The organism is Planktothricoides raciborskii GIHE-MW2, from assembly GCF_040564635.1.
Lineage (GTDB): Bacteria > Cyanobacteriota > Cyanobacteriia > Cyanobacteriales > Laspinemataceae > Planktothricoides > Planktothricoides raciborskii.
Genome location: NZ_CP159837.1, coordinates 4,632,779 through 4,646,622, shown reverse-complemented (window position 1 = coordinate 4,646,622; position 13,844 = coordinate 4,632,779). Strand labels below are relative to the sequence as shown.

Below are 13,844 nucleotides of genomic sequence, written 5' to 3'. Positions count from 1 at the left end.
AATTAATGGTAATAACGCATCTATTTTTAGCTTAAGTAAGATATTAGCGTTATATCTGGGTATTTTTTGTGTTTCTCTGCGTTTCTGTGGTAAACATTCAAATAGATATGTTAGTCCACCATCGCTTTTTCCATTGAGAAGTAGGTGGTAGAGCAGAATTTTTCTGCTCCAGAACTCGGCGATTTAAGATTGACTCAGCGGAGTCAGAGAGGGTAGGATCGCGATAGGGAATAGCTGCACGAGTTTGTAGATGTTCTTGCTCTTGTTGAGACAAACGAATATCTACGGATTTCCCGGTTTCATCTAATAAGAGAAAATCAGAGTCACTGGTATCAGGCCACCAAGCAATTGTACCGGGCGATCGCCGACCTACCGGAGGGGTGGAGCCAATTGTTAGTCCTACTTCTATTAAAGCAGTTCTTACGGCGGCTGAACAAGAATAAGTGGCAAGATATCCCCTGGAATTTAAACATTGTGCCACTAACCGGAAAAATTCGACTGTCCATAACTGCGGGCAACTGGGGGGAGAGAAGGGGTCGAGAAAAATCGCGTCCGCTGCAAATCCCCGCTTTAAGATTTGTTGAATCGTTTGACGGGCATCGCCGATCAGCAGTTGAGCGCTAAGATTGGGTTGATCTAATTGGTGATGGTTCCCTAATTCAGTTAGGATTTGCACAATTGCCGGTGGCCAGCTATTTAAAAGATTTTCCGCGATCGCGCATTGGGGAACGTGGGGGTCTAACTCCAGTCCCACCCATTCCACCACACAATCAGGATTTCTTTGCCTAATGGTTGCTAAGGCTGCGGCTGTGTTGTAACCAAGGCCATAACAAATATCCAGGATTTTTAGGTTGGGTTGTTGGGCTTTGCGGAATAACTGGGTGGGTTCCACAAATTTACGCTGGGCTTCTTCCTTTGCCCCAAAGTGACTATGAAAGGTTTCGCCAAACTCCGGGGAAAAGAAGGTAAAAGAACCATCTGCTGTGGGTTGTGGTTTAAAGCGATCGCTTTGGGTCATACTAGGAAGTAATATCTCCGACGAAATTAAAGAAAAAATTAATGTTGTGGCATGAGTAAAAAACAGCCATCATCTTTTTGGCAAGCTGCTAATGAAATGACCCAGGGCATGAAAGAGGCGATCGCCAAGCAAGCATCCCAAGCGGGTCAAGCCATCAGTAAAAAAGCCGCTGATGTTAAGGATCAACTGCAAAATCAAGCTTCTGATGCGGCGCATAATTTGAGTGAGGCGATTCGCGTTAGCGATCCGCTGCGCGGAATCGCTAAACAAGCCTCTCAAGCGGGTCAAGCGATTACCCAGAAAGCCCAAAAGGTTTCTAATTCGGCCACTCAAAGCACCCAAAACTGGATTTCCCAAGTTAATTCCGGCAAATCAACGGGATCATCAGAACTTCCTGAAGAAGTCTATCATGTTTTTATCGGTTATGAAATTGCTGAAAAAGGCGGTTCCCAAAATGTCACTTTAAAGTCGGGAAAAAGTTATGACATTAAGATTTCCCCGGGTTTAGAAAATGCTTGTAAACGGCGTTTGAAGAAATGTGGCATTCAGGACAATGACGCTTTTGTGGTGTTTCATACCCTCTTCCATGAAGGACTCAATATTTATCGTCAAATTAATCAGCAAGTGGCTCATGCTCCGATTGAAAGTCTGAGTAAAAGCCAATGTTCAGAAGCCTATGGGGTACTTAATGCTGGACAAGCGGTGAAAAATTTACCGGCTTTAGACCTATTAGACTTTATTGTGTTATCCGCTAATTTACCTAGGGAAATTCGCGATCGATATATTATTGGTAGCCAAAATTCCAGGCTTAGGGCAATTGAGGAATGTTTGGAGGAAGCGTTAGCGGTAGCTTATCTCACCGAAGCTAAAAAACGCTTGATTAAATCGACCTATCAGTTTATTCGGGCTGGAGAAGCCGTGGTGAATTTTACCGCTTTACATCAGCTAAATGCGATCGTTCTCAATTCCTATTTATTTCCAGAATTAATCCATCAGTATTTGATAGCCGCTGCTACCTCATCGGCTTTAGCTCTAGATGCTTGGCTCGAACCGGAGATTCTGAGTACAGTATCAGAAAAAGAGCAGAAAAAATATCTGGGAGTTTACCACCAGATCCGAGATGGTGAGGCGGTGGATGATCCAGAAATTTTAAGTTTGTTAGATGCTTTGGTTGGGGCTGCGGATATTCCCCTGGCCAGCAAAGTGATTTACAAATTAGCTGGCGATCGCTTCCATGAAGCCGATGATGACTTTGAGATTCCCGACTTTTTAACGGCTTTTCAGAAGTACCAAAAAGCCGTGAAGTTTGTCCAGGAAAATGCGGCCAATCTTAATGATGACCATGATCTAAATAAACCCGTAAAACCCTTGCAAAGAGCGAGTACGTTTTCGGGAAATTCGGTGGCGGAAGGAAAGTTAGGACTGCTGGGAGAACCGGCATTTCCTAAGATGGGGATAGGCTTGATTCGGGCAGCGGTATTTTGGGCGATCGCTGCGGTTTCAGAAATGGAAACTCAAGCCAAAATTTACCTCGGCATTACGCCACCGGAAACGCCCGCATCTGGGCATAAAACTTTACCTCCCTCAGAAATTTACGATCAAATTATGACCCTATTAGATGGCATGATTTACCCCCAATTACCGATCGCCAACCAGATAGCCCCAACCCGACTTAATCAGAGGGGTTTAGGTGGACTAATGGGTAATTTTATGATGGGAAATTCAGAAAAACAAAGAATCTTAAGGGAATTAGAAGAAAGATTAAATTCTTGAGGTTTCAGGGAACGGGGTGTGAGGCCGCCATCGGCGTAGGGTGTAGGGTGTAGGGTGTAGGGCCGCCATCGGTGTAGGGTGTAGGGTGTAGGGTGTGGGGTGCGGGGGTGCGGGGGAAAGTGAAAAGCCCGTACAAAAGAATTATCACTATTCACTATTCACTATTCACTATTCACTATTCACTATTCACTCTCCCCTCTGCTCCTCATCCCCTCATCCCCTCATCCCCTCTGCTCCTGAAGCTCCTCTGCTCCTATTTTTGATCCACGTTGGATAATTCAATGCCAGATTTGACACTAGATCCGATGAAAATCAGAATTAAGATCGCCGCTAAAATTGCGAAGATCACATCATAAACCGATAGGACACCGAAGGGCAGGGTAATTTTCGGGAATACCATAAAATACATGATGGTATTCAGCAAAATAAAAATAACTCTCACTTCCGTCGGCCCAAGTTGACCATAAGAAATTTGAAAAACCCCATCTACTGCGGTGCGAACGTAAACCAGTACGGAAAGCAGTAAGTAACCAATTAATCCTAAACAGGCGATCGCAAAGCTGACATAAGGGGATAATCCCAATCCCATGACGATGATAAACTCATTAAACGCATCCACCGTATGATCGAGAAAAAAACCATACTTGGGGCGCTCAATTTTTCTATACCGGGCTAAAGTTCCATCTAAACTATCCCCAAACCAATTGATCGCAAAACCGAGGTCAACTAACCACAAAAAATTGCGATCGATGTTGGTCAAGCAATAACTGATAAAAATCACCATTGCTCCCAAAATGCCCACAGCGGTGAGGACATCAGGTGTCACCCAACGGGGCATTTGAGCGGCTAAAATTTGCAAGACCGGCTTTTCTAATGGGGTCAAGAGAGTTTGATTTATTCTTTGGTGAGATTTTATATCCATGTCAGAGTTTTTGGTTTTTGGCAAATTACAGATATCTAGCTTAACGATCAATTAGCTTCAGAGATGTACAAGCACTACAGAAATTGGGCAACCTCATTGGCTCAATGATGATGCTTTTGTAACAAAAACTTGACAATTTTGCCCAAAAGTTATTAAATTTGCATGACACTTGTAAATTAACCGATTTTTATAGAATAAATCAACGAAATTATCGATTTAATTGCGTTGATTTACGCGATCGGGGATTTTGACAAAAACCTTTATCATGGAAATATGTTTCTAAGGTTTATGATTGGAAATAGAATAATATTTCAGGATAATTTTACTCGCTCTGAATAGCCCCAAAATAATTATTTTGGGGCTATTCAGGCTATGAAGAGGGTCAATATTTTAAACTTGCCAATTGATAATTTATCGATAGTGGAGTTATTGGAAAATTTGAAACATGGCGGTATGGTAGTAACTCCCAATGTAGATCATATCATTAAGTTGCAAAAAGATCGAGAATTTTATCAGATTTATCAAGAGGCAGACTATCGCACTTGTGATAGTCAAATTCTGATTTTTATTTCGCGGTTAATTAATCGACTCCTGAAAGAACGAGTGTCTGGGTCAGATTTATTTCCTAGATTTTATGACTATTATAAAGATGATGAAACCATGACCATATTTCTTTTGGGCGGTGGTCCGGGAGTGCCAGAAACCGCTCAAGAAAAGATTAATCGCAAAGTGGGTCGCCAAATGGTCATTGCAGCGCATTCACCCTCTTATGGCTTTGAAAAAAATGAGGCGGAATGCGAAAAAATTATCGAGATGATTAATGAATCAGGGGCTACGGTTTTGGCGGTGGGTGTGGGCGCACCAAAACAAGAAAAATGGATCTATAAATATAAAGATCGGTTTAAGCATATTAAGGTGTTCTTGGCGATCGGGGCGACGATTGATTTTGAAGCCGGGTATGTTCAGCGATCGCCTGCTTGGATGAGTAATTTAGGGATTGAGTGGATTCATCGATTACTTTCAGGCCCCAAACGGCTTTGGAAACGATATTTGATTGAAGATATCCCGTTTCTTTGGTTGATTATTAAGGAACAATTGGGTCTGTATCGCAACCCATTTGAAATTGGTGAATATTTCGGGGAATTAGTAGTTAGTAGGGGCCCAATGCTTGCGCCCCTAGGGTGGGCAAGTATTTGCCCACCCTACCACTCAGGGTGGGAAGCGATCGCGATAAAAACCTGTAGGGGCAAAGCATTCGGGCGATTAATTTTGGGTAAAAACGGAGAATGTATTACCCGAATGCTTTGCCCTGGCTTTGGGGTTGGTGGGTTTGTTAATACCAAGTTAGTAGGGTGGGCAAGTATTTGCCCACCCTACCACTGCCGGAATGCAAAGGGCGAAGCATTCCGGGATAAAATCTCTGCTTTTAAGCCATAACGGATCTGCCGGAATGCTTCGCCCCTACGGGTATGTGAACGGTATGTGGACGAAGGTGAATTATTGAGATTTGGCTTCTAGAGTTTCCAGACGACTTCTCAGTTCTTGATTTTGTTTTTTCAATTGCTGTAATTCGTCACGGAGTTGTTTTAAGGCTTTATCGGAGCCAATTTTTTTCTCAACTTTGTGGATGGCTTCTTCGGCGATCCGACGGACACGACCATCTGGGGTTTGATCCGCTAAGGATTGCAAAATGCCGATCGCTTTTGGGGTTTCCATTTGTCCCAAGGCAGTGACTACCGCTACTTGAGTGAGAAAAAAGGTTTCTGCGGAGAGTTCTGATAACCGCTCTAAAATGCGTTCCAGGGCGGGGGCATTTTGGCCGGTGGAAATGGTGCCTAATGCCCGAATTGCCCCTAAGCGTAAGGGTTGAGGCACTCCGGCTTGGGTGTAGTGCAAGATAATATTTAGTGCTTCTTCGGAGGTTTTGAGTTCACTTAGACCAGCGATCGCGCCATTTCTAACTACCTCATTCCAACCAGCCCGTTCTTCCAGCACGGTTTTGAGTAACTTAATCACCCGGCTTTCTTTGGGTTTTTCGTCTAATTTGGCGGCGGCAATTGACCCAATGGCTTTGTTAGCGGCGGCTTCCACATAGTAGCTGCGATCGCCTTTTTCTACTAAAGGTTTCAGGGCTTTATAACTTTCAGCAGTTTTAATGGTGCCTAAAGCGTCCACCACCGATCGCCGCACCCAGGGATTTTCATCTTTTAACCCTTCCACTAGGGCATCAAAGGCTTGATCCAGTTTAATTTTGCCGAGATTTTTAGCCACTTCCAGGCGCACCCCCCAGAATGGCTCCTGTTTGAGGGCTTCTGCCAAAGCTTTTACTGCTTCTAAGTTGCCCCCATTTTTTTTCGGGCCGACGGCGAGGGCTTCAGCGGCATAGATCCGAGAAATAGGGTCTGGATCTAATTTCAATTGTTCTTTAAGTTCCGCCACCGGATAGTCTAATTGAACGGTTTTGAGATAGTGATTTCCGGCATCAAAACTAATAAATCGGGGTTTTTCTGGCAAGGGGAAATAAAAACTCTGTTCCCGTTCGTGGATCCGCACCGTAAAGGTGGTGAGTTTTACGCCTTCGGTTTCATGGACATACCCAAAGGCAATGGGAATTTTTAGGTCAAATAATTCTTTATGAGGATGGGGATTTTTTTTGTCGCTTTTCACCTGAGTTTGGGTGACGGTGATTTTGGCAAAAGAATTATTGTTATCCCAAGAATAGGAAACTCTATATTCAGGATGTCCACCCCGATAGACATATTGATCGAATAAGAATAGTAGATTCCGTCCGGTGGCTTTTTCGATCGCCCGTAATAGGTCAATGGTTTCTACGGTTTTGTGAGCATTGTCTTGGACAAAGGTGGCGATCGCTTTAAAAAATAACTCGTCCCCTAACTCTGCCCGAATCATGTGATAAACACAACCGCCTTTCTCATAAAGGTGGCGATCGTAAAGTTCAATTGCTTCCCGATAAACATGGGTGACAATTGGCCGCCGATAGCGATTTTTATCTTCACTAAAATAGTTGCGGGCTTCAATTAAACGATAGTAAGCTGCCGCATCAGCCCCATATTCATGGTCAGTCCAGAGAACTTCAGAATAAGTAGCCATGCCTTCTTTTAACCAGGCATGAGACCAATGTTTAATTACCACTAAATCCCCAAACCATTGATGGGCTAATTCGTGGGCAACTAAAGTTTCCGTGCGCTGGTCATCTAAGGCAGCCCGTTCGTCTAATAAGCAGCGATCGGTCAGCAGGGTGGTTGAGGTATTTTCCATCCCGCCAAAGATAAAATCTGCCACACAAACTTGGGCATATTTAGGATAAGGATAAGCATAGCCAAAAATTTGGCTAAAAAATGAAATCATATGCGGCGTTTTGCCCATGCTGCGCCGCGCATCTTCTTGACGGTTTTTCTCTACATAATAGGTGACAGGTTTTCCTTGCCACTCGTCTTGAATTTCCGCAAAATCCCCTACCGCCAAAGTCATCAAATAAGTCGGATGAACTTCTTTTTGATACCAGTGATAAATTTTAGATTCACCTTCTTCTTTAACGGCAATCAGTTCACCGTTAGAAATGGCCATGAATTGCTTCGGAACTTTGATTTTTATTTCTGAAGTGGCGAGTTGTCCTGGGTAGTCAAAACAGGGAAACCAAAACCGCGAGTCTTCATCTTCCCCTTGGGTCCAAACTTGCACGGGTTTATAGGGATCGTGGCGATCGTGGCCGACAAAATATATGCCCCGTTGGGGTTTTTCTACGCTGTAGGCGATCGCGATCGTGAAAGGGTGGTCTACTTTGGTGGGTTCATTGAGCTTAATATTTAGTTGTTCCCCATCATAAGCAAAGGATAGTTTCTTTTTGTCTACCTTGACGGATTTAATATTCAGGCTGACCGCATCCAAAGTTAAGGATTGAATGCCATTGCGGACGGGTTTTAGGCGAATACTACAAGTGCCTTCATAGCTTTGCTGGGGAATATTTAGGGCTAAATTTAAGGCAATATGCTCAACTTGACCGGGCCGATCTGGGTTGTAGTGGGGTTTTGCCCCTGGTAACTCAAAGGATCGGGGATCGTCGTGGTCATCAAAGTAAAATTGCAACATGGTCAAAATAGTGAATCTCTAAGACTGAAAAGTGAAAGTGTCTAGGTACGCTATCTAAGCTACTGATTTTAGATTAGCGCTTCAGTGGGCTGCCTTGGTAAAATCTTGCGTAGATGTACGGATCGGCCAGAGAAAGGAACAGGCGATCGCTCGATCGCCTGATTAAGGGAAAATTTATACATTTAAGTCTAATAATAGGTCTAATAAATTTCCAAGGTTGATATGAGTTATGTTCTAGGAATTGATGGCGGTGGGACTAAGACCATTTGCGTGCTGATTAACTCAGCGGGGGAAGTTTGCGGACGCGGAGAGGCGGGGCCTTCTAATTATCAAACCGTGGGACTGGATGCTGCCGGTCAGTCGATCGCGATCGCCATTAAACGGGCGGTTCCCCCAGAGATGGATTTTGCCGATATCGCAGCCATTGGTTTGGGGTTAGCGGGAGTCGGTCGTCCCGAAGATCAAGTGGTGGTTCATAGTGTGGTGCAGCAGTTGCCCTACAGAAACGATGACCCGGTTCAGTTAGCCCTGCCCCCCGAATGCGTGTATGTCAGTCACGATTGCGCGATCGCCCTCGCTGGGGGCACCCATCAGAATGTGGGCATTGTCGCCGTAGCTGGGACTGGTTCCATTGCTTACGGACGCAACCACGAGGGTGTCACCGGACGAGTCGGCGGCTGGGGTTATCTTTTAGGGGACGAAGGCAGTGGTTATGATATTGCCATCCAAGGGTTGCGAGCAGTGATGCGGGCATTTGATGGTCGTCAGCAACCGACTCGTTTGACCACGGATTTGATGCAGCAGCTAGAATTAAAGACCGTAGAAGATTTGATTGCTATTGTCTACCGAGGCAACTGGAAGCCTAAAGATATTGCTGCATTAGCGCCGTGGGTGAATGCGGCAGCAGTGGCGGGGGATCCGGTGGCGAATCAAATTATCGATCGCGCCGTGGCCGAATTGGTTTCGATGACCGAGATTTTATGTGAGTCCTTGTTTAAGGATAGCTCCTTTGAAATCGTGACAATGGGCGGCGTTTGGGCCGGAACCGCGAAAATTCGCGATCGCTTTGAGCAAGAAATTACCCGCCAATATCCCCAGGCTAAAATTATTTGGCCGCTCCATGAACCGGCTTATGGCGCGGGAATATTAGCCTGGGAGCAAATTATATCCTGCCACAATAATTAATCGTCAATTAATCGTCAATTAATCATCAATTAAGGGTGGCTTCTACCAGGAATCGCGGAAATATCGAAGACAATTTTAGCTGCTCCCTCACACTATCTGCGATCGACCGCGTTTCACTCCGTTTAACTTTTAATTTGAAGTGGCGTTTTTTGATTGATAAAAGAACGTTTGTTTCTGATGGTTGTCAGTATTTTTTCTTAATTAAGGTAAACAGGCGATCGCTGTTTTGATTTATCTTGACTATTTTTGGACTATTTTTGGACTATTTTTGTCGGGCATAGCGTCCCATAAGCTCAGTTTCCGCTAAAATATGACCTGCCATTGCTGTTAATAACTTCGCTTGGGTGGCACCGGGTTTTAAGCCCAACTTTCGATCCAAAGCATAAAGCTTAAAAAAATATCGATGAGTGCCACTGGGAGGACAAGGGCCACCATACCCCAAACTGCCAAAATCATTGATACCGTGAATTCCTCCATTCTCCAGGGTAGCGGTGGGTGGCACCGACTCTACTAACTCACGAGTGGTGGCAGGCAAATCGTACAGAACCCAGTGAACCCAAGTTTTCCCAGGGGCATCTGGGTCATCACAAATTAGGGCAAAACTTTGAGTTCCTGCCGGTGGTTCATCCCAAATCAAAGCCGGAGAAATATCTTGGGGATTCGCGAGAGCGGATCCCTTATGGGAATCGCAAGTGTGGATCGGTGGAATTAAACCGTTGGCTGAAAATGCCGAACTTTCAAGTTTCATAGTGTTTTCCCTCAGTCATGTTTTCCTAGGGACATCTTTCCCTATTATATCCTAAATTTTAGCTAAAAATTGGCCACTATTATATTTTTACTTTTTCTTAATTTTTGATGATTTTAAGTCTCTATGGTGAAAAATTTTGCCGCCCAAGGTCAATCATTCATGGCGTTTATGGTCAACTTACCGAATCTTGCGGAAAAATGGGCAGCCTAGAGGACAATTTTACCCAGATGAAAACATCAATATCAGTCAGATTTGCGGTACGGATTCCCCAGGAGATAAATTTAATAGACAAGAGGGCAAAATTATCATCGCTCCGAGTGGCGCTGCCAAGGGGGTTTAGGGGGGGATTGCTCCTGAATTATGCCAGGAGTGTCTAATTTGATGCCCAGTCAACTTGACAACTCGGTAAATAGAATTACAATATGAAAAAAAATCATCGGGTGGGGGCGAAGCATACTCTTCGAGAAGGCTTCGCCTAAGGGCAGTTAATTATCCCTTGTAACAGTTAAGGCAATTACCCGAATGCTTCGCCCGTTTATTTCAGATTACCAAAAGAGTCACCTTGCCACGGGACATTTATAGCTGAGGCGATCGCGGATGATGCTCGAAAAAGCTGTTTTGCTAACTATCAAATTAGGCTGGCAAAGAGCGCGAACGCGCAGGATCTTTGCGGAGCAATATCGCCGATAAGTTTTTCCGGCTTTTGATAGTAAAATTTTATCGCCATACAACAATCACATAGTCAACTATATGCAGAACCGCCTATTTAAACCCAGAGAAAGCAGTATAAATCAGAAAAATCGACTGCTGATTCTGTTTCTGTCGATCGCCGCATCGATTATGACCCTGAATGGTCTGGGTTTTACCGTGGGTAGTTCTTTATTCTTAACTCATGCTGGCCCAGAAAATCTGCCTTTTTCCTACATTTTGATGGGTGTATTATCCATTCCTATTTATGGCTGGTTTTCTCAAGTGGTTGACCGTTTTAACCGGGCGCAGTTATTTCGCTATATGCTGCTGTTTACAATGGTATTTTCATTGCTGCTGCGCTTCTTGCTGAATGCGGGGGTTGGGGCAGAAGTTGGAGGTTTGTCTCTGTACTATGTGATGTTTATTGGCTTTTATTTCCAGTGGGAAATGCACACGGATATTTTATTTCCCAGCTTAGTCTCTGACTATTTTAATACTCTGGATTATAAACGTTATGCCAGTTTTTTGGCGATGGCGATGGCCGCTGGGGGATTGATCGGTGGGGGAATGACCAGTTTGCTGGCAAAATATTTCAGCACCGAGGATATCTTGTTGGCTGTTCCGGTGGTCTGCGCGATCGCGATCGCTCAACTCGCTTATCTGGACAATTCCTTTCAGCAGTTCAATTTTTTTTTAGGGGGGGGAAATAAATATAAAGATACCCAGGGAGGATTTCTGGCTGAGTTAAAAACCTTTCCCAATTTAGTTAAACGCTATCCCATCATTATTTATTTAGCCACCAGTGCCTTTTTGGTGATTATCCTCGCCACGATTTCGGAGTTTCAGTTTTTCAGCATTTACTCTACTTCATTTCCTGACGAGCAAAAACTCACCGCTTTTATGGGTCAGATGCGGATTATTAATAATCTGGTGCAGTTTTTGGTGCTCTACTTCTTTACTCAGCCATTAGTCCAACGTCTGGGAGTCGGGCCAATGAATTTAGCTTATCCCCTGACAACGGTATTATCTTTTTTGGGATTAGCGATTAATTTTCGTTTACCGGCGGCGATCGCCTCTCATGTCAACAAAGAACCCCTGGAATTTAGCATCAACAAGCCGATCTATACCTTAAATTACAACGCGGTCCCCTACCGTTTTGTGGGCAGAATTCGCGCCCTCAACGAAGGGTTATTTAGTGGCATGGGTCTGAGTTTTGCCGGGGGACTGCTTTGGATCTGCCAATCATTGCTCAACCCATTCCAAATCACCGTGCTGGGTCTTACCCTCAGTGGCTTATTTCTGGGGGTGCGCTACCAACTGGGCAAGAGTTATTTACAGTCTTTATTGACCTTGCTACGTTCAGAATCGATCAAACTCGACGATCTCGGAGATGGACTGACGCAGTTACCGGCGAAGTATTTATCAGAAGTCCGCGAACTGCTCAGTAGTCCTCATTTTGACCGAAGGATTTTAGGGTTAGAATTAGCCAGTCGCTTAGATAATCCCAGCCAAGTATTAGAACAAGTGGATGAGTTGATCTCTCAAGGAGATGCGATCGCCCGACGGGCGATCGTCAAATTCCTCAGTGTCCGGCACCCAGATATTAGCCGTTACCTAGGCAGTCTGCTCACCTGCGATAATTTTCCCTTGCAACTTATTGCCCTAGAAGCCTTAATCGCCAGTCAGCAATCTTTAACTAACAGCGAAATCCGCCGCATTTTGCGGAATACTCCCCTCAAAACTATTGCCACGATCTCTGAAGCCAACCACAGCCCGCAATCAGAAAACCAACTCCGCCAAGTCCTGCGGGAAAAATCCCAAATTCAAGCCTTGGTTTGTTTAGCCGCCACGGTTCAAAACCTAGAAAGGGGCGGCAACCAGAATCCTGAAATTCAAGCGGTCTGCGAACGGGTTTGGGGGTCAAAACTCGATAGCTTAACTCAAATCACGGTGATTCGGGCAATTAGAAGCACCAAAAATCGAGCTTTGATTCCGTTACTGATTCAAATTATCAAAGATGCCAGCGATGGAGTGAAACGGGACGGCTTGGAAGTTTTGTCTGAATTGGCATTGCCAGAAGATACCTACCTAGCGGATTTGGCGGTGCAGCAATTAAATAGTCGCAATAGTTTAGTGCAGGCAGCAGCTTTTAATCTTTTAGGGGTGCTGCATTCTCCCCAAGCGATCGATCAGGTGGTGACGGGTTTAAAACATCGCAATTTGGCGGTCAGACTACAAGCCGCTGAAGCCCTGGCGAGGTATGGGGAAGCCAGCTTACCTTTGGCACAGGATTTGTTGCAGTCACCGCGATTAGAAGTGGTGGAAGCGGCTATTTCCGCGATCGCCAAAGTGGGGACTACCCATGCGGAAGATATCCTCTATGAGTATTTCAAGTCAGATTATCGTCTGGTGGGTCGCACGATTCAATGGCAGCAGTCTAACCAAAATCTAAGGGGCAACCCCAATCTTACTGGTCAACCCTTGGAGATTGCCATTAAAGATTACCACCACCGACTCACCCATCGGGTACTCTATGTGCTTTCTTGTCTCGACCATTCGGGAACTTTCAGTTATGTGCGGCAAATCCTCCATAAAACCGATGTGCGGGCTAAAGCCGCCGCCGTAGAAGCCTTAGCCTCTGGGCGACATCGCCGCTTTGTCCTGCCGATTATTCCCTTATTAGAACAACTGGATACAGAAGAACCGAAGCCAGTAAAATCCCCAGGAATTAGCGATCAGGGCGTAAGGCTTACGCCCCTACACTGGCTGGAAATCCTCAAATCAGGCGATCGCTGGATTATGATTGGCGCTTTATTAATGGCCAACCCAGAATTTATTGTCCAGAACCTACCGGATATCCAGCAGCAGGATACATTTAGCGATTCTTTAGTCCAAGATGTCCTCGGTTATGTCACCTCTGCACCCCAACCACCGGAAGCGGCCATTGATTTTTTCATCAATCGAGTTTTATTTCTCAAGACTGTTCTGTTGTTTAGTCGCCTTTTCCTGGACGAACTGTTACTGATTCACCGATCTTTGACCAGAGAAGAATTTCCGTCAGGGACACAGATTTGTCATCCCGGACAAATCCTCAACAAAATGTACATTGTCTATCAGGGCAGTCTTCTTTTAATCTCAGAGAAGCCCGATTCTTCCCTAGCAACAGCCCAAGTGATGCCGACTCAATGTATCGGTGAGATGGCGCTTTTACAAGATGAACCCCTTCTGATGACGGTGGTGGCGGAAACTGACACGATTTTATTGACCTTGGGGAGAAACAAATTTGAGCAATTAATTGAGGTTTGTCCGCGATTGCTCACTTGCTTGTCTGGATCTAGTCAGATGATTTAAGATAACCTAAAAGTTAATCACTGTGATTAAAAGCTGTCCATCCCCAG

The 13,844-nt window shown here is 44.8% G+C and carries 8 protein-coding genes; 4 read left to right on the top strand and 4 right to left on the bottom strand.

Going from position 1 to position 13,844, the window contains the following annotated elements; all coding sequences use genetic code 11:
• Positions 1-97 precede the first annotated feature (97 nt).
• Positions 98-1,018: a tRNA (5-methylaminomethyl-2-thiouridine)(34)-methyltransferase MnmD gene (locus tag ABWT76_RS20010; protein WP_054465267.1), complete on the bottom strand. Its 921-nt coding sequence runs from the start codon at positions 1,016-1,018 to the stop codon at positions 98-100.
• A gap of 51 nt (positions 1,019-1,069) precedes the next feature.
• Between ABWT76_RS20010 and ABWT76_RS20005 the strand changes: the two genes are divergently transcribed.
• Positions 1,070-2,791: a hypothetical protein gene (locus tag ABWT76_RS20005; RefSeq protein WP_054465268.1), complete on the top strand. Its 1,722-nt coding sequence runs from the start codon at positions 1,070-1,072 to the stop codon at positions 2,789-2,791.
• Between the two features lie 253 nt (positions 2,792-3,044).
• Here the strand turns inward: ABWT76_RS20005 and ABWT76_RS20000 are convergent, their stop codons facing one another.
• On the bottom strand, positions 3,045-3,713 hold the full coding sequence (locus ABWT76_RS20000; protein ID WP_054465269.1) for a CDP-alcohol phosphatidyltransferase family protein: 669 nt from the start codon (positions 3,711-3,713) through the stop codon (positions 3,045-3,047).
• 453 nt (positions 3,714-4,166) lie between these two features.
• Here ABWT76_RS20000 and ABWT76_RS19995 point away from each other — a divergent pair, with 453 nt between their 5' ends.
• Entirely contained in the window at positions 4,167-5,150 is a 984-nt protein-coding gene (locus ABWT76_RS19995; protein ID WP_354634852.1) for a WecB/TagA/CpsF family glycosyltransferase, read from the top strand.
• 60 nt (positions 5,151-5,210) lie between these two features.
• On the opposite strand, the gene ABWT76_RS19990 is transcribed toward ABWT76_RS19995, so the two are convergent.
• Positions 5,211-7,823 (bottom strand): M1 family metallopeptidase, encoded by a 2,613-nt coding sequence (locus ABWT76_RS19990; RefSeq protein ID WP_354634851.1) that lies wholly within the window; start codon positions 7,821-7,823, stop codon positions 5,211-5,213.
• Between the two features lie 222 nt (positions 7,824-8,045).
• Here ABWT76_RS19990 and ABWT76_RS19985 point away from each other — a divergent pair, with 222 nt between their 5' ends.
• A complete protein-coding gene (locus tag ABWT76_RS19985) occupies positions 8,046-9,008 on the top strand; it encodes an N-acetylglucosamine kinase (protein WP_054465271.1) in 963 nt (320 codons plus the stop codon).
• Between the two features lie 262 nt (positions 9,009-9,270).
• Here ABWT76_RS19985 and ABWT76_RS19980 read toward each other — a convergent pair whose 3' ends face one another.
• On the bottom strand, positions 9,271-9,756 hold the full coding sequence (locus ABWT76_RS19980) for a YbhB/YbcL family Raf kinase inhibitor-like protein (RefSeq protein WP_054465272.1): 486 nt from the start codon (positions 9,754-9,756) through the stop codon (positions 9,271-9,273).
• 750 nt (positions 9,757-10,506) lie between these two features.
• On the opposite strand from ABWT76_RS19980, the gene ABWT76_RS19975 reads away from it, so the two are divergent.
• Complete coding sequence (locus ABWT76_RS19975; protein ID WP_190877280.1) at positions 10,507-13,797, top strand: HEAT repeat domain-containing protein; 3,291 nt, start codon at positions 10,507-10,509, stop codon at positions 13,795-13,797.
• Positions 13,798-13,844 lie beyond the last annotated feature (47 nt).

Excerpts from the sequence above, each read along its gene's own strand:
- ABWT76_RS20010 (WP_054465267.1), bottom strand. The coding sequence starts at position 1,018 with ATGACCCAAAGCGATCGCTTTAAACCACAACCCACAGCAGATGGTTCT.
- ABWT76_RS19975 (WP_190877280.1), top strand. The coding sequence starts at position 10,507 with ATGCAGAACCGCCTATTTAAACCCAGAGAAAGCAGTATAAATCAGAAA.
- ABWT76_RS19990 (WP_354634851.1), bottom strand. The coding sequence starts at position 7,823 with ATGTTGCAATTTTACTTTGATGACCACGACGATCCCCGATCCTTTGAG.
- ABWT76_RS20005 (WP_054465268.1), top strand. The coding sequence starts at position 1,070 with ATGAGTAAAAAACAGCCATCATCTTTTTGGCAAGCTGCTAATGAAATG.
- ABWT76_RS20000 (WP_054465269.1), bottom strand. The coding sequence starts at position 3,713 with ATGGATATAAAATCTCACCAAAGAATAAATCAAACTCTCTTGACCCCA.
- ABWT76_RS19980 (WP_054465272.1), bottom strand. The coding sequence starts at position 9,756 with ATGAAACTTGAAAGTTCGGCATTTTCAGCCAACGGTTTAATTCCACCG.
- ABWT76_RS19995 (WP_354634852.1), top strand. The coding sequence starts at position 4,167 with ATGGTAGTAACTCCCAATGTAGATCATATCATTAAGTTGCAAAAAGAT.
- ABWT76_RS19985 (WP_054465271.1), top strand. The coding sequence starts at position 8,046 with ATGAGTTATGTTCTAGGAATTGATGGCGGTGGGACTAAGACCATTTGC.